We start from the raw sequence: 18,738 nt of genomic DNA on the forward strand, positions 1-18,738 counted from the left end.
ATAGGTATTGTTAGCATCAAAAAAACGTTGATTTTACTTTTGAGAAGTCGTTTTAGTAGAAATACGCCATAGTTAATCATCTTTGCTCACAACCTTATGCTTCTTAATCGTTAATACATAATCAGCATACTCAATAATCTCGTCTTTATAGTGGGAAGATGTAATTATGCACTTAGTTTTAGATAAATCGCTTAAAATTTGCATTAGTTTTTTTCTACTGTCTTCATCAAGTCCATTAGTAATCTCATCCATAATCATATACTTAGCATCACTAACTAAATAAAGTGAGATTAATAGTTTCTGTTTCATTCCAAGTGAATACTTTTTGATTGATTTGTTTACGTATCCCTGCATTTCCCATAAATTGATAATTTCATCAATTGCTATTTGAGATTGCCACTGAGATTTTACAAATTTTAAGTAGTCTAATCCAGATAAGTTAACATCAAACCAATTTGAACTTTCATAATAAAATGTTTTTCCGCGTGAATTTATAACATTTTTATTATCAACTAAAACTCCACTATTCTTAGAATTGATAAGTCCTAGCATCGATCTAAAAATGGTTGTTTTTCCAGAACCATTCGGTGCTATGAATAGATACAACCCTTTATCATTAAAAGTATAGGTAAAATTATTAATAACAGACTGGCCTGAAAATGAAACACTTAAATCATTAACTTTAATTGTCATTATTTATGCTCCTTTAACTCAGTACTTTTATTAACTGTAAAAATGAACCCAATTATAACTAAAATTGATATTAGTAATACAATTACCCCATCCGTTAAGCCAATCCTATTGCTCAAATGGAGTGAGTTACCTGAAATAATTCCAATATTGTCAATGTAAGTAGTTGGTAAAAATTCAGCAATTGCCTTTAAGAAGTTAAAGATATGAGTGCTAGCACTTAATATAATAATTAAAGCAATGCTTGTTATAATAGTACTTAGCGTTTTTTTACAAATTAAAGAAATTAGATAAATAAAACTAGTCATAAAGAATATTATTAACACTTGCAAAAAAAGTGCTTTTCCAAAAATACTAATTGTTGGGACGTACTTCATTATTCCGTTAACATTTGTAAAAAATGGATAGTCTAATCTGGTTGCTCCAACAATAACCGAACTGATAATAAAGTTAAAAAGATTTACGATTAGGTAGTATAGTGAAAATCCAATTCCACCTATGATAATCTCTAATATCGACTCTTTATTAGAATTTATTGGGATCAATTTGCTTTTATTAATTGATCCATAAAATTTACTAGTAAATAAACGGCCAAGAACAAAAATCATCAAAATCGATATTGAAATTGGCATTAATACATTGTTAATCCAGTTTGTAAAAGTTAAATTATGAGTCGGATAATTTTCAGATTCAGGATCGGTTATCCTATGTCTAGTTAAGTAATTCATTAGTAGATTGTTTCTTTTTTCTATTTGCTTAAAACTACTCGGCATATCATCTGGTCCATTCGTTAAATAATTATTATATTTTTTTTGAGCGTTATAGGCAGCATACCAGTTACCTTGGTCAATTGAGGATTGAATGTTAGAATTCATCGTTAGCATTTTTTTAGCATTATTACCAGTGCTTTGCTGTAACTTTCCCTCATTTGATTGATGAATAGTGTCTTTATTGAACTTGATTGCTTCTTGGGCATAATAATACATGTTATCACTCTTTTGAGCATTCAAGTTAACAAATAATAGTAAGATACTGAAAAATGGAATTAATAAAAACAAGAAAACATTCATTTTATTATTGAAAATTTTCTTAAATGTGAAGATTAGGTAGGATGACATCGAGTTCCTCCTTAATGATGTTCTAAAATGTAAGTTTATAATAAATGATACATCAATTTAGTGGTCATATGTCAATGACTTATATAGTGTAGTGAAAAAATTATTAGTCCAATTTATTGACATAGGAGCATAAAAACAGGCAATGATAAGAAATTTTTCCCTATCATTGCCTGTTTTTACTTGTTGGGACTTATGTCACAGCCTCTCAGTGCACATAACTTTTTTATATTCTCTTCCAATCAAATAAAATTAATCCTAATACTAACAGAATAAAAATTAATACGAAATCCATCTGAGCTGACCAAGTAACCCACTGGTTAAACGGACCCGCTAAAAGGCTTCCTAATGCTAATCCAAGAACTGGGAATAATTCACCCTTTCCACGTGCAGATTGACGTTCTTCAGATGAATACGATTTAGTTAACAGAGCACTTCCAGAAGCATAACTAAGACTCCAGAAAACTCCAATCAAAAGCAAAGTCAGCATTACTGTCACATGGGTAATATCAAAAGTACTGATGAGTGCAGCAATCATTCCAATTCCAAATGCAACTAAAATTTGAACCTTGGTTGAAATATATTTAGCCATGAATAACAGCATGATAACTGGTAAATACATTCCAATCATATGTAATTGCATCCCCATCATTCGTTGTTCCGGAGAACTTTGCAGAACATTCTGCATAAAAATGGGAGCTCCAGACATAATCAAAGCCATTGAAAAACAGCTACACAGACAGATCAAACTGCCGTTTCTAAATGAAGCCCGTTTTAACAATGCTAAAAAGCTAACTGTCTTCTGAACACCGCGCTCATCCTTTGATGCTGTTGACGAATCGGTTAGCGTCTGATTTACTTCTCGACTCGGCAAACAGCTATTGATCAGCATCGCACACAGCCCTAAAAAGCCGACTAGTAGATAAGCACCTGAATAAATTGGGAGCATAGCTTGACTTGTCCAGGTAGCAAGCACTGGCCCTACAATGGCTGCAACTACCCCAGCAGATAAAATTAAAGAAATGCTGCGAACTTCATTTCCGTGTGAAACATCGGATGCAACATAACGATAGTAGTTAGCAATGGCCTGATAAATTCCAACACAGGAGGTTCCGATACAGAGAAATAGAAACGAGTGGGCGGTAACACTGTACCAAGATGACGTTCCACCCAAGGCAGCAATCAATCCACCGACAACGAATAACGTTTTGATACCAATTTTAGATGCTATTTTTGGAATCCATGGCGCCACGATCACACTTAAAATTGAAATCAATGCCATTGGCACCGTTGCATAAATTTTATTAGGTGCCAATTCGATTCCAACTAAAGCTGTAATGGTCATATCCACACTCATTGCGGATAAGTAAAACGCTTGTGAACACATCAACAGACCAATTATTTTTTTATAACTTTTAGCTATTTTCATAGAACACCATCCCCTATTCTTGCATCTTCATCCACATAGTATAGAAAATCACCGGATAATAAATTTTCAATAATAACACTCATTCTATGTATATAATCAATAGTACTAGAGATTAGTTTAAAATCAATATATTAATTAAATAAATTTTAACAAAATATTGATTTTTATAATCACAATCTTATCATTTATTTAATTCATACATAATTTAAGAGGCTTTATCATGAAATTTAATTTTTCAAAGCGTGTTCCACAAAATGATGACGATGCAGTAGGCAGTATCTTAAAAGCAGCTGTTGATCCAAAGGTTATCTCATTAGCCGGCGGCCTTCCTTCCCCCGACTTATTTCCTGTTAAGGAGCTGAAAAAGGCAGCCGATGAAGTTTTCGATAACGACGGAAAGACCGCATTACAATACGGTATGGCTGCTGGTTATGAAAAATTAAGGGAACAAGTAGCTGAGATGACTAGAAAACGCGGCATTGAATGTAGTGCTGATGATGTTGTTATTACGACTGGAACTGAACAATCAATCGATTTAGTTGGTAAATTATTGGTTAATCCTGGCGATACTGTTTTAGTTGAAAAGCCAACATATTTATGTACCTTAGATGTTTTGAGGAGTTATGGTGCTAAATTGGTCGGGGTAGACATGGATGAACATGGGATGCGAATGGATGCATTAAAAAAAGCATTGGATGAACATCCCGATGCTAAATTATTATATACAATTCCTAACTTCCAAAACCCAACGGGGCGCACGATGCCAAATGCTAGAAGAGAAGAAATGGAAAAAATGCTGGCTGAACGTAACATTGTGATTTTAGAAGATGATCCGTATGGAAAAGTAAGATATTCTGGCAAAGACCAATATCCAGTTAAGCATTTTGATCATACTGGAAATGTTATTTATCAAAGTAGTTTTTCAAAATTCTTAGTTCCTGGCTTAAGATTAGGGTGGATTGTTGCTGACCCTGCTTTTATAAAACGCTTAGTTCCAATGAAGCAATCAACTGATTTGCATTCTGATAATTTATCTCAATATGTTGTTTCCAGATATTTAGCTGAAAATGACATTCAAAAACACGTGGATCAAATTTGTGCTCTTTATAAGAAACGTGCCGAAACAATGATGAAGGAATTGGATGAAAAGGCACCCAAGGGTGTTACTCATAGTAATCCTGAAGGTGGGATGTTCTTATGGGTCAAGGCTCCTGAATCGGTTAACACCGTTGATTTATTCAAAGAATGTATTAAACATCACGTTGCCTTTGTTCCTGGTGCACCATTCTATCCAGGTAAGGTTACTCAGGGAACTTTTCGTTTGAACTTTTCAAATGCAGATTCAAAGACAATCAAAATTGCAATCGATCGGCTTTGTGATGCATTAAATGAATTTATGAAAACAACATCGAAATAATTTATTAATTACAACATAGCTATGTTTTAACCATTCATTGATTTGGATGGTTATTTTTTTACATAACGATCAAGTCAATTTATGAACGATGAATTAGTTGAAGCAGTTATAAATAATAAAAAATTTCTTCAAAGACTAAAAGATAGTCGTTGCGACAAATACTGTAGCCTTTGTTATATTCCAAAAAAGATAGTATGCTCCTAAGCGCATGCAAAATTATCAATTATCAAATATATTGAAGGAATCAATCACGAACGAATTAGCTATCACGAGATAACACAGATACAATTTAGTTAAAATTTTTTGCCCAGATCCTTGACATAGGCTCACTTATTAATATTTAATTATATTTAATTAATAGAAAGTAGGAAAAATAACCATGTCATTAATAATGTTAATCATCATTTTAATCAATAGTTTTATCGCTTTTAAATTCTTACAAAAACGGCAAAAACAAGATCAAAGACAAAATCAACAATCAACACCCCCTAAAATCAATGAGTCATCAAACCAAGAACTTATTGAAAACAAAACAAATGATCACCCTCAAGTTAATTCAGTCTCAACTTATCAAAAAGCACACCCCCGTCAAATATATCATTATCAACCAAACGCCATGCATTCTAATCCAGAATCACATCAATCTAATTTATTAAAATGGATATTAATTGGTGGAATCGGTGGGTACGCTATCAATAAATTATTCGATCATGATAATAATCATAACAATAATAATCTAAAACTTAATCAACATGACCCTGATGATAATGATGATAATGATCAACAAAACCATAACCATGATGATTTGTATGACCGTAGCCATGATGATTACAATGATGATTTATATGACCGTAGCCATGATGATTACAATGATGATTTATATGACCGTAACCATGATGATTACAATGATGATTTATATGACCGTAGCAACGATGATTACAATGATGATTTATATGATCGTAGCCATGATGATTACAATGATGATTCATATGACCGTAGCAACGATGATTATAATGATGATTCATATGACCGTAGCCATGATGATTACAATGATGATTCATATGGCTATAGCAATGATGATTACAACGATGATTCATATGACCGTAGCCACGATGATTACAACGTTGATTCATACGACCGTAGCCACGATGATTATAATGATGATACTTATGACCATAACTACGATGATTATAACGATGATACTTATGACCATAACCACGATGATTACAATGATGATTCATATGACCGTAACCATGATGATCACAATGATGATGCATATGACCATAACCACGATGATTACAATGATGATTCATATGACCATAGCCACGATGATCACAATGATGATTCATATGACTACAGCCATGATGATTACAATGATGATTCATATGGCTATAGCAATGATGATTACAGCGATAACAACTGGTAATCTAACTCAAACCTAGTAATTTAAATATCGCTCCGATTGCGATTTGAACATTGCTCCTATGATTAAATTCCGGAAAAATTTTTAAATCCGGTATAATTTAATCATAGGAGCTTTTTCTATTCAGTATTATTATGAATGGCCTTAATAATAAAATCTAAATACTATTCACGTAATTCACCAATAGCTTCTTTTGCAATTAACGCTGCTACAAATAATGAAGCTACGGATTCAGCCCACCAAAAGCCGAAAAATTGATTAAAGAATAATCCAATCAAAACAGTTAATGCCAAAGCAAAACAAGTAAAGTTACAAATGCTATCTTCAACTAACGCATGTGAGTTTAATTTCTTACCTAATTTTCGTTTTAAAAACATTAAAATTGGCATTACAATAATTGATCCAAAAGAAATTAGCAATCCACTGGTACTACTATCTGGAACTTCATGAGTCCATAAGTTATAAATTGAACTAATTAAAATGTAAGCAACTAATAAGATTAGTATCCAATTAATGAATCGTTCTGCTCTTTTCTCTGCAATATCGACTTTACTGGTTTCTGCACCGTTAAATTCCAGATTCAATCTCCAAATTAAAATACATCCAGAGACTAATTCCAAAGCACTATCTAGTCCAAAAGCAATCAAAAGTACTGAATGTGATTTAATTCCTGCAATTATAGCTACAATAAATTCCATAGCCATCCAAAAATTAGAAAATACTTCAACGTGAACTGCTTTACGACCTAATCTAATTCTATTTTCCATAATTTACACCTCGTGTATTATAATTTAATTTTCAATGTGATTAATCAAATCTAAACTTTTTAAATTATAAAAATTAGGTCTAAAAAATCATATGAAGTTAATTTCATATGATTAAAATATCATTTTGATTTTATTATGTCAATAACGATGAATAAAATTATTGTTGATAATAATTTTATAAAAAAGCCGATATCCTATTTTTTAAGATATCGGCTTTTATACTTGATGCATATATTGAACTAATTGTAAATGCTATTATAATTACAGTGTTGATCTGGCCTTAGTTCCAATAAAAGATTCTAGTTAATGGAATTTTAACCTTATCAAACGCACTCTCCATCTAGGCCTATTCTAATCATAAATAATGAATTATCATAGCTACAATAGAATGGTTCATCAACTTCATTATTAATAGATTGAATTTTGAAGGGGGCTGTGACATAAGTCCCCTTTATTGTCATACTTTTATGCCTTAACCACCATGACCAAGAGTAAAAAGATAATAAATCTAAAAAATGCTATCCATAATTCTAACGTTGTCCATAATGAGTCCTACAAGCAATTATAATAATTTCACTTTCAGTAACTGTGTAAACAATCCGATCTCGATCGTTAACCCTTCGAGACCAATACCCATTCATTTCACCATGAAGTGGCTCAGGCTTACCAATCCCATCAAATGGTGTTCTAGCAATAATATTGATTAGTTTATTTAGTCGTTTTAAGTCCGGCTTACTATTTTTTTGAATCCATAAATAATCTTCCCAGCCACTGTCAGTAAAACATTTAATCCTCATCAGATAACTCTCTTCTCATAAATTGGCCACTTTCGACCTGTTTCTTCCCTTTTTCCAACCACTTTAGATTATCAGGATTCCCAAGAACATATTGATTTTCTAGCATGTTATTATATTCAGTTTCAGAAATTAAGACTGCGTTTTTATTGTCTTTTCTTGTCACTATGATTGGCTCGAAATTTTCAGTAGCCTTATCCATGTACATTTTCAATTGCTTTCTAAAGTTTGAGTATGTTGTTGCTTCCATTATTATCACTCCCTATCCATCTTCAATTGTACCACATTGCGTACAATTGAAGATGAACTAAAACTATTTTCTTTAAAGTATCCCATAACTTATAAAAAACAACTTTTCCTAATTTCATGTATTTTCAACTAATATGATGCTCTCATCACTATAGATAAAGATGATTTGATTTTATTAATTACAATCTAGAAAACGTACTACAAAAAATATCTTTGAAAAAAAGATTAGGGTTGTTTCTAATTTACCATTACAAGAACTTATGAGGTGTAGAATCACTAATGAATGCTAAAAATGATTTCGAAAATTACAAAAAATTACAAAAATAAGACAACTTTGTTCTAATATATGGCTGCTAATAATAAGCCTATAGTCATTGCCACATATAACTATATTTAACACTCTGAAAGGATTTGATTCTTATGATTAAAAAGTTACAGAACCCAACTAAGATCCAAGCCCTAATTATTTTCTTAGTCTCAATTGCTTTTTACTTCATTAGGGATAAATTTAGCAATTCGATATTAAACGATATTGTCGGATTTTTAGGAATTATGTCGACTATTTTAATGCTTTATACCGTCTTTAAAATTCATCCTAATCATGGTAATAAAAAGTAATGGTTTCCATTTAATAGTAAAATTATTTTATCTCAATAATTACGGATAATAATTATATAAACAAGATTATCCCTCTTATTTTTGTGATTATTTTCAGCGTGTAATATACTATTAGTTGTAAAAGATAATTATACTATTGGAGGGTTACATATGAGATTAAGTAAAATAGTTACATCATCAGTAGTAGCAGTAACGATATTCACGACTGGAGCATCCTTTGCATCTGCAAGTGCTAGTGCATGGCATAAGGGTGTCCCTAGTTTTGCTAAAGTGAACCCATATAAATCATGGATGAGTACAAAGAAAATTGATAAAAAGAATGGTTATTATAAAAGACAAATTCTTTTTGCTGATAATACGCAAGTTGGAAACGGTTTTAGAAAATTCCACGATAACGGAAAAGGTGCTTTTTCATTAGGTGGTGGGGCACCAATTATTTCTTATCCTTACTATAAAAAAATTGGCAGCAATACCTATGAAGTAAAAACGACTAAGGATCCACAAGGGACCACTTCTAAGAACCTAGTTAAGTTCCAAAAGAGTGGTAAAAAAGTTAAAGCATGGATCAAATATAGTGGTAAATCATGGGAATATGTTGGTTCACTTAAGAAAGTTAAACTAGAAAATGAATATAAGACTGATCCATTGAAGTAAGAACTTAAACAGGCATCCCTTCCGATGCCTATTTTTTATTATTATCCTTTTATGCTTTAACCACCATGACCAAGAGTAAAAAGATAATGAATCAAAAAATGATACCCAAATTAACGTTCCAATAATTATTAAATCAATATGTTAAATTGATACTAGGTACTGGAATATCAATTTAAATTAGATAATTCCTCCAAATTGTAAGTCAGAAAGGATTTTTTAATATGAACGATAACGTCCGCTTAACTTTTACCATTAATAATAAACCAATCTTAGCCTTAGAAATCAATTTAAAAACTAAGGCTTCTAAAGTATTGGAACATGTGGATAACCCGGTAATGTTCCATGCGATTTTACAACCGAAAGAGTGGAACTACTACGGTATTGAAAGTCGCCTCCAATTTTGGTTTAACACACAACAAACCTTACCGAAAATCTTAGATGATATCTATCCAGATGGCTTCTTTTGGAATGGCCAACCGAGTTTAGACTTAATAATTGAAAAATTATAACCATCAAATGTTCTCATTAATTTAGTTGAAAATTATTATCTTTCCATGGATTAATAGTCTGACTCATTAATTGTTTGAGTTCTTCCAAAATAAATTTAATGCTGCTACTCCCCCCTTAGTAACTCAATTATTAAACATAAAAATGATCAAACAATGCAACTCACCCTAACTCTTCCATCCTTATGATTAATTCCCCATTACTATTTTTTTACTTTAATGATACATCGAATTTACAAAAGTGGAGTAGGCTAATAGTGGTTCATTAATAATACATTGAAGGGTCGAGATACTTATGTTTAAGGTAACTAAGCTCATCACTTCAGGAATGATTGCTTTACTAGCAACCTCGTCAATTCCCCTAGGGATAGCTAATGCTAAATCTGTTAGCAACAAGAAATCTAATTCCAATGTCGTTACAATTTATTTGGCACGGCATGGTCAAACGACTGGAAACGTTCTTACTCTAAATGAAGGATGGGATGATTATCCATTGACTCCTAAGGGTGAACAAGTTGCTAAGGAAGTTGGAGCAGGACTTCGCGGAATCAAATTTAATTATGCTGCTGCTGGGAAACTAGTTCGGCATCTAGATACGATTAAGGATATGCTTGATTATTCAGGTAACTCCAACGTAGTTGTTCGTGAAACCCCACTGTTGCGTGAGGCAGGCGAAGGTAAGTACGAACTTTATAACGAAAAGCAATCCGATGAACTATTAAACAAGTACTTCCATGTTTCCAATCAAAATGTGTTAGTTAAAAAATTTGGAATCGACTACGTAAATAAGACTAACCAAGCTTTATACGAAATCAGTAAGAAGCATGACACCCTCCCTAAGGCTGATCGTGCTGAAAGTGCCAAGCAAATTATCAACCGTGAAGCTAAGGGAATTAAACAAGTTGCTGATGCAACGGCCAAAAAGAATGGTAAAAATGCATTAGTTGTTAGTTCCGGAGACATCATCGCTGCCTACCTATCCAAGTACGATAAGCACATGAGTAAAGCAGATAAGAAGTTAGTTTCAAATGACTCAATTCCCAACTCTGGGGTTACCAAAGTTTACTACAACGTGAAAACCAATAAGGTTAGCTTTGGTAAAGTTGGTGATTTAAGCTACGTTAACAAGGGAACGAAGTATCTTAAGAACCACAAGGTCAAGGAATCTAAGTTCATGACTGTACAATATGAAAAATAGTTTCGTGTAAATTAAATAACCATACAAAATACCACCTACTATCTCGTGAATTAGATAGCAGGTGGTATTTAGTTATTGACATGGATTATTTTCACTACACGATGCCCTTTTTAGTTTATATTTTATTGTATCTATTATTTTCTTTGTTTCACCTTTATCTAAGTCATAATCAACTTTTTTACTTTTATCATTTTTTACGTATTCCACTATATAATCCGCATAAACCTTTCCAATCGTGCTTTCAAGTCCGTTTGAACAACCTTTACAATGATTCGCATCTTGATTATACAAACTCCCAGGGGCAAATTTTAACTTGAAATCTTTTTTATTTCCAGCAGCTTTGCTATCTTCATATTTAAAACATACGTATTTTATAATTATAAATGCATGCAATATAGCATGTTCCATGTGATTACAAAAAACTAAATTTTCTTTTTGCTGTTATTCATGAAATTTTGTTTCAAAAAGGCTTTCTTTTATTTTTTTAGAACCTAAATTGGGAACTATATTTTCATGAATATGATGCTTCCAAATATCTTTATCACGGGGTTCTTTACCTTTAAATGAACGTTTTGTGTGTCCATTTCTAATAACAAGATATTTAACTAGCTTATAGTATTCAAGGTCCGCTTCTTTTGTTTTATCCAAATCTTTTTTGTAATTATCTTTCAAATGGATATCTAAATTAGCATCGATAAGATCTTGATAATATTTTAAATCCTTTTCCCTTTCTTTAATACTATTTTCATTACCATTAATTTCAAACATTTCATCGTTATACTCATAGTGCTGTTTAAATAAATCATCATAGTATTTTAGTTCGTCAGACAATATGTTCATCCCCCTATTTAATTAAATTCCATCTTATCCGAGACATCATCCATTGATTTTTATTACATACCTAAGCAATCCAATTTCATTGATGCAGGAATTAATGGTGCCGGAAAAAGTACATTGTATCAAGCGCAACCATTTATATTCAGTGATACAGAAAGATTAAATGCTGATGAAATTCTTCAAAAGATGCATGGCGATTGGCGTAATCCTAAAGATAATCGCAGAGCTATGAAAGTAGAAGTTAGGAAATTACACCAGGCTCTTTCAAATCACCATAGTGTTCATATTGAAACAACTCTGGCTGGTGCCGGTAAAACTCACCGAAACTTAATTAATGAGGCCCATGATAATTCTTTTGAGGTTACATTATTTTACGTTACCGTTAATAGTGCGCAAACAGCAATTGATAGAGTAAAGCAAAGAGTTATTAAAGGTGGCCACGTTATAAACAGTGATATTATTGTTAAGCGTTATTATCAATCTAATCGTAATTTACCATCAATAGCAAAAATGGCCGATCACGTTTACATTTATGATAACACTGAAAAATTTAAAAATGTTTATGCAAGGGATTATGATGATGTAAAAATTAATATGTTGCAGTCATGCCCATGGATAAAACTATAAATAAAAAATTTAAATCTAATAATTATTTTACAACATAAAAATATAAAGTATTATTTATCATCAACACTAAACACGAATAATTGACAACTAAAAAAGATAGTGCTAATATTTTCTTGAATTTAATAACAATTTCTTTTCTTACAAGTTTACTTATAAGAAATAAAAGCGGTTTCCGATAGATCCGTTATCATCTAGTGAATGAATTTTTAATTCATTCGGGTTTGCACCGCGGGGAAGATCGTCCAAATTATGAAAATATATTTGGACGATCTTTTTTTATTAGATGAAGTAAATTGTTAGTGAATTTAATACAATTATTATTACAAATGGAGGAAAATATGAAAGAATACAAAAGTTATGAAGGCCCATTAATTGGGATGTTATTAGCAATGGTTAGCGGAAGCATCGATAGTTATACATTTTTGGATCGAGGTGGCGTATTTGCGGGACTCCAAACTGGAAATAACATCTTAATGGGAATTAGCTTGAGCCAACTCCAATTTGGCAAAGCCCTCCAATATGTTATCTCAATCCTATTCTTTGCTTTAGGAATATTGATCGTTAAATTAATTCAACAAAAGATTGAACAGGAAAGTATACGAAAGCGAGTTATCATTATCTACGAGATAACAATTTTACTAATTTCAGGGATTCTAGCAAAAGTATTACCTGACATGCTCATCGTTGGGTTATTAGCTATCGCAGCTTCAGCCCAATTACAAGAGTTTAAGATGCTAAAGGGCAATAGCTTTAATCCGTTAATGATGACTGGAAACGTTAGCAAAACGATGAATAACCTATACGCGACTTTAAAGAACAAAGACAACAAGTCCAAAGGAATTCTAATTGATACATTAATGATAATGTTCAGTTTTATTCTCGGCTCACTATTAATGGGAGCGGTTAATAACTTTGCGAATGATTTTTCAATCTTAGCCTCAGTATTACCACTAGTAATCGTTTTATTCTCAATAAAAGAATAAGTTTAAAATTATATTTAATAGAAAAAGTGCGTTGCATCACTAGGTTTTTAATCAACTAGTGCTGCAGCGCACTTTTTCTATTCATCGTTCTTTTTATTAAAATCAACAACAATACAAATACTAATGATATCGTTCCGAAAATGATAATTATTTTTGGCACAGAAATAAAGTTAATCAGAGCTGTAGATGATAGTGCGCCAATTGGTAAAAGAATTGATTGAATCGTCACAATTCCCCCATTTATCTTGCCTAGTATATTATTAGGAATCTGTGATTGACGCTTACTATTCCAAGCAATCATCAGCAATGCAAAAGAGGCATTTTGCAACATCCCCATTAGAACAATCAGAAAGTAGTTCAGTGAAAGCCCCATCCCAATTAAACTAATACAAAATAATGCAGCGCTAACTTGGATTATTAATAATGAATCAAACTTCTTTATGATACTAGATGAAAACAGTCCAACGCATAACACTGGAATAAATTCAAATAACACAAACGTAAATCCAAACATAAAGCCCGATAAATGTAAGTAGTGTAAAAACAAGTACTGTAAAACACTCCCAATACTCCCCGTGGCTAGATAAACAGCGGCTGTAATAAGTAGGCAAAACAAGAACCAACTATTCTGATAAATATAGTTCTTTACTGAAGCAATGTCATTTCTAATGCTGTCTTTTTTATTATTCAGAATCGACAAATCCGATTTGATCAAAAGGATTACCACAAACGACAATAAGTACGAAATTCCGTTAATAAAGATACACATCCAAGCCCCGTATACCCCAATTATTAGCCCTGCAATTGAAGGGCCTAATAAACCGATCAAAGATCCCACAATATTAAAAATATTATTCATTGAAATTAGCTTATCCTTAGGCACGATTACCGGTAAAGAGGCATTAAAAGTAGGCTCATACATGGATGTCAGGCTAGAAATTATAAATGTTAATATGAAAATGAAGATTACGCTAATGTTATTTTCAAACTGGAGTAAAACCATAATCATCGATATGATAATAAATGCACTAATGTTTATGTATAATAACATTTTCTTTCTGCTTACCCGATCTGATATCAGGCCACCAATAAATCCAAAAAAGACGCCCGGAATTAATGACAAGCTAAAGTTTAATGCCATTAGGCTACCAGAATTAGTTATATGAAAGATGAGCCATGGAATTCCAAATCGTTGCATCTGATTGCCCATTTCAGATAAAACGGTTGCTAGCAATAGCTTATCAAAGTTTTTATTGGTGAACAGCAACGGGTATTTTCTTCTAAAGTAATTATTCATTTTATTTTGTCCCCTCCTTTGCGTGATTCACTTTATCCAGTTAAAATGAATCACTTTCATATTTAAAATTAATATTAATTTAGCACTTTTTGATGCCATATCAATCAAGTTATCAATCTAATTTTACTCCAATAATAGTGTGTTTAACCAAATTAATTCCATTGCTAAATAGTGTTTTATTTATAAATCCTTCAATGATAATAGCAAAACAGTTCAGATTTAATGAAAAAACACCCGCACCCTAGTACTATGTAGATAGTAGTTATGATAAATATTTCGTTAAACACCTAGAAGGGATCTGAATTTATGAAGGATAACGTACGATTAACTTTTATGTTTGGCTCGTATAAAGTTATATCAATGGAATTAAATTTAAAAACCAAGGTTTCAAAGGTCGTCTATGATGATAATGATTCAGCCAGTTCCAAAATGGTTTTACTTCCTGAGGAAAAGACTTATAGCGGCTTAGAAAATCGAATTCAATGGTGGTTCAATGATCACAGACCACTCCCCGAATTACTTGTAGATCTTCAAAAATATGGTTTTAACTACGCTGGTCAACAAAATTTAGACCTTAAAATTGAAGAATTAGATGATTGATCCCATCTGATTCACTATAAAGCTGCCCTTCCTCATTAATAATTATTAATTTCATTTGACTTAAAGTTAGCTTTAAGATGTAAGCTAATCACATCAAATAAAGAAGGGCAGCTGAAAAAAATGTCGAAAGATGTAATGCTTGTGATTGGTGCTGGTCAAATTAGTATGGCCATCGCTAGAAGAATTGGGTATGGTAAGAAAATTATTCTTGGTGATAAGAATTTATCTAACGCTGATAAAATCGCTGAGACGATGGAAAATGCTGGTTTTGATGTTGAAACCTTTGAAATGGATTTATCATCTAGGGATTCAATTAGGTCAATGATCGACCAAGCGCAAAAATATGGTGAAATCAAATTCCTTGTTAACGGTGCTGGTTTATCCCCTAGCCAAGCTTCAATTGAAGCCATCTTAAAGGTTGATTTATACGGAACCGCTGTTTTATTAGAAGAAGTTGGGAAGGTGATTGCTGACGGTGGGACCGGAGTGACCATTTCTAGTCAATCTGGATTTAGAATGCCCGCCCTCACCCCTGAACAAGATCAGCAATTGGCTTGTACCCCTACCGATGAACTATTGAATTTGGATTTTCTGCAACCTAGCAACGTTGAAAACACGCTCAAAGCATATCAACTAGCTAAACGTTGTAATGAAAAGCGGGTCATGGCCGAAGCCGTTAAATGGGGCAAACGAGGTGCCAGAATCAATGACATTGCTCCAGGGATTATTGTTACGCCACTAGCAATTGATGAATTCAATGGAATCCGTGGCGATTTCTATAAAAAGATGTTCGCTAAATCCCCTGCTGGACGACCAGGAACCGCTGATGAAATTGCGAACGTTGCCGAACTACTAATGAGTGACCGCGGTGCCTTTATTACCGGGTCCACATTCCTAGCTGACGGTGGCGCTACCGCTGATTTTTACTACGGAAATCAAGACTAATTCCTACCTCAAATTAAATTTAAAGGAGTCCTCAATATGAAACAAACTCGATTTGTAAAAGCTGGTAAAGTAGAAGTTAAAGAAGTGGCTAAACCTGAAATTGAAAAGGATGATGACGTGATCTTACACGTTGTCCAAGCCTGTGTCTGCGGTTCTGATTTATGGACATACCGTGGTTTAGATAAAAAGGAACCCAATTCGTTGAACAATGGTCACGAAGCAATCGGAATCGTTGAATCAGTTGGAAAGGCCATCACCACTGTTAAACCAGGTGACTTTGTAATCGCCCCATTCACTCACGGATGCGGTCACTGTGCTGCCTGTCGAGCTGGGTTTGATGGTAATTGTCAGAGCCACTCCGATAACTTCAGTAGTGGTTATCAATCGGAATATGTACGGTTCCAACACGCTAACTGGGCTCTTGTAAAAGTACCTGGCAAGCCGGAAGATTATAGTCAAGGGATGCTGAATTCATTCTTGGCCCTATCTGATGTTATGGCAACTGGATTCCACGCTGCTAAAACTGCAAACGTTCAAAAGGGCGACACCGTTGTCGTCGTTGGAGACGGTGCGGTTGGCCTTTGTGGCGTTATTTCCGCCCAACTCCTCGGTGCTAAAAAGATCATCGCAATGAGTCGCCATGCAGATCGGCAAGCGCTAGCTAAGGAATTTGGCGCTACCGATATCGTTGCCGAACGTGGTGATGAAGCTGTTGAAAAGGTTATGGAACTCACTAACAACGCCGGTGCAGATGCCGTTCTTGAATGTGTGGGGAGCGAATTATCAACCAATACTGCGTTGAAGGTTGCACGTCCCGGGGCCCACGTTGGTCGGGTCGGAGTTCCCCATGGGAACGTTGAATTCCCATTAGCCTTCTGGAAGAACGTATCAATTTCAGGTGGAATTGCTTCCGTAACCACTTACGATAAGAGCGTCCTATTAAAGGCTGTTTTAGATGGCCAAATTAATCCTGGAAAGGTGTTTACCCATAGTTACAACATTGATGATGTTGATGACGCCTACAAGGCAATGGCAGAAAGAAAGACCATCAAGTCGGTCGTAACCACGGACTAATTTGATTTGAATATTAAAAACGAAAAGACCAGTGCGTTCTAGCATAATCTAGAATCCATTGGTCTTTTTTTCAATAAAGTTAAATTAATCCATCTCTATTTTGTTTTTTTATTTTTCCGTAGATATTAATGGCCGTAAACGTATCAACCTTATAGTTATTCTTAATTTTTATAATTGCCATTAAAGTCGACTTGGAGGTTTTGATCATGGCGTTAATTTCATCATGATTATTTTTCGTTATCAGTGCTGCTTTACGCTCCTCTGTATTACTATGCAATTTATCAGTTACTAAATTTATGATTACAATGATCATAAGTGCAGACATACAGAGGGTCCAAGCTGGCCCTTTAACAAAAAAGAGTGCGATTGCAAGCACTAATGCTGACCCCTTAACCAAAAAGAGTGCAATTGTAAGTGCTAATTCCGAAAGGTAGTGTTTCTTGAACCTCATTTATATCCTCCAATTTTAAACAATTTAACTACTTAATATAGTATCACATAAATATTACTGCAATAACAAAAGGGATTCTTAATTAAAAGCATCCCTTTCAAACTAATTTGAATCTATTTGAAGAATAGATTGATATTTAATTGTTGTATACTGGCGTACAATAATCCTTATATTTATCGTTCTTACCAGTTGTTACACTAAAAAATAACTCCTTTAGTGATTTCACTAAATTACCCTCATGCCCATCAGCAATTATACGATTATCAACTTCAACCAGTGAGGTTACTTCCATTGCCGTTCCAGATACAAACACTTCATCAGCACCATATAACTCAGTCCTTGAAATGCTTCTTTCTTCAACTGGAATCTGAAACTCATTCCTGACCAATTGCATCACCGTTTCTCTGGTGATTCCTTCCAAAATATTATCAGAAGTCGGTGGAGTTACTAACTTACCATGCTTTAACATGAAGATATTTTCCCTGGTTCCTTCACTTACGTGGCCATTATTAGTTAAAAAAAGTGCCTCATCGTATCCGTGATTCCCTGCTTCTAAAAAGGCAAGTGCAGAGTTCATATACGCACCAGTAGCTTTAGAATGAGGTGGTAACATATTATCATTTAACCGTTCCCAAGAACTAAAGCCAGCGGTTAATTCATCCTTCATTACGCGTTTTTTCATTGGTTGAACATACATAATCACTCGGACTACTGGATCTTTTAAATTCGGAGTTATGTCGTTAGAGTCATTTAAAACTAGCGGCCTAACATATGTAGTTTGCTTCAAATGATTTTTAGAAAGTAGTTGTTTTGTAAAATCAATCATCTGATCAACCGAATAGGGAAAATTAAGATTGGTTATCTTGGCGCATTCTTTTAATCGTTTAAAGTGATCTCTTAATCGAAATCCATACAGTTGTTGTTCTTCTTCATTCCAATATGCTCGAAATCCTTCAAAAACACCTAGTCCATAGTTTAAAGCTTTACTTCTCACGCCCACTTTGACATCCGATTCTAGTTTAAAGACCCCGTTATCAAATACATATGATTCATTATTATCCATT

General features: G+C 33.4%; 22 protein-coding genes. 11 read left to right on the plus strand and 11 right to left on the minus strand.

Annotated elements, in window-relative coordinates:
* Positions 1–72: 72 nt before the first annotated feature.
* From HZL42_RS08190 to HZL42_RS08200, 3 genes are all read right to left on the minus strand, one after another.
* Complete coding sequence (locus HZL42_RS08190) at positions 73–693, minus strand: ABC transporter ATP-binding protein (RefSeq protein ID WP_219283172.1); 621 nt, start codon at positions 691–693, stop codon at positions 73–75.
* Positions 693–1,808: a hypothetical protein gene (locus HZL42_RS08195; protein WP_219283173.1), complete on the minus strand. Its 1,116-nt coding sequence runs from the start codon at positions 1,806–1,808 to the stop codon at positions 693–695. Before HZL42_RS08195 ends, HZL42_RS08190 begins: the two co-directional genes overlap by 1 nt.
* Before the next feature lie 223 nt (positions 1,809–2,031).
* Complete coding sequence (locus HZL42_RS08200; RefSeq protein WP_219283174.1) at positions 2,032–3,234, minus strand: MFS transporter; 1,203 nt, start codon at positions 3,232–3,234, stop codon at positions 2,032–2,034.
* 220 nt (positions 3,235–3,454) lie between these two features.
* Here HZL42_RS08200 and HZL42_RS08205 point away from each other — a divergent pair, with 220 nt between their 5' ends.
* Both HZL42_RS08205 and HZL42_RS08210 read left to right on the plus strand, forming a co-directional pair.
* Positions 3,455–4,651, plus strand: coding sequence for a PLP-dependent aminotransferase family protein (locus tag HZL42_RS08205; RefSeq protein ID WP_219283175.1), 1,197 nt, complete (start codon positions 3,455–3,457; stop codon positions 4,649–4,651).
* 379 nt (positions 4,652–5,030) lie between these two features.
* Positions 5,031–6,077: a hypothetical protein gene (locus HZL42_RS08210; protein WP_219283176.1), complete on the plus strand. Its 1,047-nt coding sequence runs from the start codon at positions 5,031–5,033 to the stop codon at positions 6,075–6,077.
* A 161-nt stretch (positions 6,078–6,238) separates the two neighbouring features.
* Here the strand turns inward: HZL42_RS08210 and HZL42_RS08215 are convergent, their stop codons facing one another.
* The 3 genes from HZL42_RS08215 to HZL42_RS08225 form a co-directional block, all read right to left on the minus strand.
* Positions 6,239–6,841: a cation transporter gene (locus HZL42_RS08215; protein ID WP_219283177.1), complete on the minus strand. Its 603-nt coding sequence runs from the start codon at positions 6,839–6,841 to the stop codon at positions 6,239–6,241.
* 530 nt (positions 6,842–7,371) lie between these two features.
* A complete protein-coding gene (locus HZL42_RS08220) occupies positions 7,372–7,638 on the minus strand; it encodes a Txe/YoeB family addiction module toxin (protein WP_255552617.1) in 267 nt (88 codons plus the stop codon).
* Positions 7,628–7,885, minus strand: coding sequence for a type II toxin-antitoxin system Phd/YefM family antitoxin (locus HZL42_RS08225; protein ID WP_219283178.1), 258 nt, complete (start codon positions 7,883–7,885; stop codon positions 7,628–7,630). Before HZL42_RS08225 ends, HZL42_RS08220 begins: the two co-directional genes overlap by 11 nt.
* Before the next feature lie 419 nt (positions 7,886–8,304).
* Here HZL42_RS08225 and HZL42_RS08230 point away from each other — a divergent pair, with 419 nt between their 5' ends.
* The 4 genes from HZL42_RS08230 (at position 8,305) to HZL42_RS08245 (ending at position 10,860) form a co-directional block, all read left to right on the plus strand.
* On the plus strand, positions 8,305–8,502 hold the full coding sequence (locus HZL42_RS08230; protein WP_219283179.1) for a hypothetical protein: 198 nt from the start codon (positions 8,305–8,307) through the stop codon (positions 8,500–8,502).
* 150 nt (positions 8,503–8,652) lie between these two features.
* The gene (locus tag HZL42_RS08235) at positions 8,653–9,156 is read left to right on the plus strand and encodes a hypothetical protein (RefSeq protein WP_219283180.1); all 504 of its coding nucleotides are present in this window, start codon (positions 8,653–8,655) and stop codon (positions 9,154–9,156) included.
* A gap of 221 nt (positions 9,157–9,377) precedes the next feature.
* The gene (locus HZL42_RS08240; RefSeq protein ID WP_219283181.1) at positions 9,378–9,665 is read left to right on the plus strand and encodes a hypothetical protein; all 288 of its coding nucleotides are present in this window, start codon (positions 9,378–9,380) and stop codon (positions 9,663–9,665) included.
* Between the two features lie 292 nt (positions 9,666–9,957).
* Complete coding sequence (locus tag HZL42_RS08245) at positions 9,958–10,860, plus strand: histidine phosphatase family protein (protein WP_219283182.1); 903 nt, start codon at positions 9,958–9,960, stop codon at positions 10,858–10,860.
* 72 nt (positions 10,861–10,932) lie between these two features.
* Here HZL42_RS08245 and HZL42_RS08250 read toward each other — a convergent pair whose 3' ends face one another.
* Together HZL42_RS08250 and HZL42_RS08255 are read right to left on the minus strand one after the other, a co-directional pair.
* On the minus strand, positions 10,933–11,268 hold the full coding sequence (locus tag HZL42_RS08250; RefSeq protein ID WP_219283183.1) for a hypothetical protein: 336 nt from the start codon (positions 11,266–11,268) through the stop codon (positions 10,933–10,935).
* A 33-nt stretch (positions 11,269–11,301) separates the two neighbouring features.
* Positions 11,302–11,691, minus strand: a complete 390-nt coding sequence (locus tag HZL42_RS08255) for a hypothetical protein (RefSeq protein ID WP_219283184.1) — start codon at positions 11,689–11,691, stop codon at positions 11,302–11,304.
* Between the two features lie 123 nt (positions 11,692–11,814).
* Here HZL42_RS08255 and HZL42_RS08260 point away from each other — a divergent pair, with 123 nt between their 5' ends.
* Together HZL42_RS08260 and HZL42_RS08265 are read left to right on the plus strand one after the other, a co-directional pair.
* Positions 11,815–12,324, plus strand: a complete 510-nt coding sequence (locus tag HZL42_RS08260) for an ATPase (RefSeq protein WP_255552618.1) — start codon at positions 11,815–11,817, stop codon at positions 12,322–12,324.
* A gap of 338 nt (positions 12,325–12,662) precedes the next feature.
* Positions 12,663–13,307 carry a YoaK family protein gene (locus HZL42_RS08265; protein ID WP_219283185.1) on the plus strand — a complete coding sequence of 215 codons (645 nt, stop codon included), beginning with the start codon at positions 12,663–12,665 and terminating at the stop codon, positions 13,305–13,307.
* Between the two features lie 55 nt (positions 13,308–13,362).
* Here HZL42_RS08265 and HZL42_RS08270 read toward each other — a convergent pair whose 3' ends face one another.
* A complete protein-coding gene (locus HZL42_RS08270) occupies positions 13,363–14,604 on the minus strand; it encodes an MFS transporter (RefSeq protein WP_219283186.1) in 1,242 nt (413 codons plus the stop codon).
* A gap of 360 nt (positions 14,605–14,964) precedes the next feature.
* On the opposite strand from HZL42_RS08270, the gene HZL42_RS08275 reads away from it, so the two are divergent.
* The 3 genes from HZL42_RS08275 (at position 14,965) to HZL42_RS08285 (ending at position 17,223) form a co-directional block, all read left to right on the plus strand.
* On the plus strand, positions 14,965–15,204 hold the full coding sequence (locus HZL42_RS08275; protein WP_219283187.1) for a hypothetical protein: 240 nt from the start codon (positions 14,965–14,967) through the stop codon (positions 15,202–15,204).
* Positions 15,205–15,324: 120 nt separating this feature from the next.
* A complete protein-coding gene (locus HZL42_RS08280) occupies positions 15,325–16,149 on the plus strand; it encodes an SDR family oxidoreductase (protein WP_219283188.1) in 825 nt (274 codons plus the stop codon).
* A 36-nt stretch (positions 16,150–16,185) separates the two neighbouring features.
* On the plus strand, positions 16,186–17,223 hold the full coding sequence (locus tag HZL42_RS08285) for a zinc-binding dehydrogenase (RefSeq protein ID WP_219283189.1): 1,038 nt from the start codon (positions 16,186–16,188) through the stop codon (positions 17,221–17,223).
* 79 nt (positions 17,224–17,302) lie between these two features.
* On the opposite strand, the gene HZL42_RS08290 is transcribed toward HZL42_RS08285, so the two are convergent.
* A complete protein-coding gene (locus HZL42_RS08290; protein ID WP_219283190.1) occupies positions 17,303–17,674 on the minus strand; it encodes a hypothetical protein in 372 nt (123 codons plus the stop codon).
* 136 nt (positions 17,675–17,810) lie between these two features.
* Entirely contained in the window at positions 17,811–18,737 is a 927-nt protein-coding gene (locus tag HZL42_RS08295; protein ID WP_219283191.1) for a branched-chain amino acid transaminase, read from the minus strand.
* Position 18,738 lies beyond the last annotated feature (1 nt).

The organism is Lactobacillus sp. Sy-1 (assembly GCF_019303535.1).
Classification (GTDB): domain Bacteria; phylum Bacillota; class Bacilli; order Lactobacillales; family Lactobacillaceae; genus Nicoliella.

Excerpts from the sequence above, each read along its gene's own strand:
- HZL42_RS08265 (WP_219283185.1), top strand. The coding sequence starts at position 12,663 with ATGAAAGAATACAAAAGTTATGAAGGCCCATTAATTGGGATGTTATTA.
- HZL42_RS08225 (WP_219283178.1), bottom strand. The coding sequence starts at position 7,885 with ATGGAAGCAACAACATACTCAAACTTTAGAAAGCAATTGAAAATGTAC.
- HZL42_RS08190 (WP_219283172.1), bottom strand. The coding sequence starts at position 693 with ATGACAATTAAAGTTAATGATTTAAGTGTTTCATTTTCAGGCCAGTCT.
- HZL42_RS08200 (WP_219283174.1), bottom strand. The coding sequence starts at position 3,234 with ATGAAAATAGCTAAAAGTTATAAAAAAATAATTGGTCTGTTGATGTGT.
- HZL42_RS08215 (WP_219283177.1), bottom strand. The coding sequence starts at position 6,841 with ATGGAAAATAGAATTAGATTAGGTCGTAAAGCAGTTCACGTTGAAGTA.
- HZL42_RS08285 (WP_219283189.1), top strand. The coding sequence starts at position 16,186 with ATGAAACAAACTCGATTTGTAAAAGCTGGTAAAGTAGAAGTTAAAGAA.
- HZL42_RS08235 (WP_219283180.1), top strand. The coding sequence starts at position 8,653 with ATGAGATTAAGTAAAATAGTTACATCATCAGTAGTAGCAGTAACGATA.
- HZL42_RS08295 (WP_219283191.1), bottom strand. The coding sequence starts at position 18,737 with ATGGATAATAATGAATCATATGTATTTGATAACGGGGTCTTTAAACTA.
- HZL42_RS08220 (WP_255552617.1), bottom strand. The coding sequence starts at position 7,638 with ATGAGGATTAAATGTTTTACTGACAGTGGCTGGGAAGATTATTTATGG.
- HZL42_RS08290 (WP_219283190.1), bottom strand. The coding sequence starts at position 17,674 with ATGAGGTTCAAGAAACACTACCTTTCGGAATTAGCACTTACAATTGCA.
- HZL42_RS08250 (WP_219283183.1), bottom strand. The coding sequence starts at position 11,268 with ATGGAACATGCTATATTGCATGCATTTATAATTATAAAATACGTATGT.
- HZL42_RS08280 (WP_219283188.1), top strand. The coding sequence starts at position 15,325 with ATGTCGAAAGATGTAATGCTTGTGATTGGTGCTGGTCAAATTAGTATG.
- HZL42_RS08210 (WP_219283176.1), top strand. The coding sequence starts at position 5,031 with ATGTCATTAATAATGTTAATCATCATTTTAATCAATAGTTTTATCGCT.
- HZL42_RS08270 (WP_219283186.1), bottom strand. The coding sequence starts at position 14,604 with ATGAATAATTACTTTAGAAGAAAATACCCGTTGCTGTTCACCAATAAA.
- HZL42_RS08230 (WP_219283179.1), top strand. The coding sequence starts at position 8,305 with ATGATTAAAAAGTTACAGAACCCAACTAAGATCCAAGCCCTAATTATT.
- HZL42_RS08275 (WP_219283187.1), top strand. The coding sequence starts at position 14,965 with ATGGAATTAAATTTAAAAACCAAGGTTTCAAAGGTCGTCTATGATGAT.
- HZL42_RS08195 (WP_219283173.1), bottom strand. The coding sequence starts at position 1,808 with ATGTCATCCTACCTAATCTTCACATTTAAGAAAATTTTCAATAATAAA.
- HZL42_RS08240 (WP_219283181.1), top strand. The coding sequence starts at position 9,378 with ATGAACGATAACGTCCGCTTAACTTTTACCATTAATAATAAACCAATC.
- HZL42_RS08205 (WP_219283175.1), top strand. The coding sequence starts at position 3,455 with ATGAAATTTAATTTTTCAAAGCGTGTTCCACAAAATGATGACGATGCA.
- HZL42_RS08245 (WP_219283182.1), top strand. The coding sequence starts at position 9,958 with ATGTTTAAGGTAACTAAGCTCATCACTTCAGGAATGATTGCTTTACTA.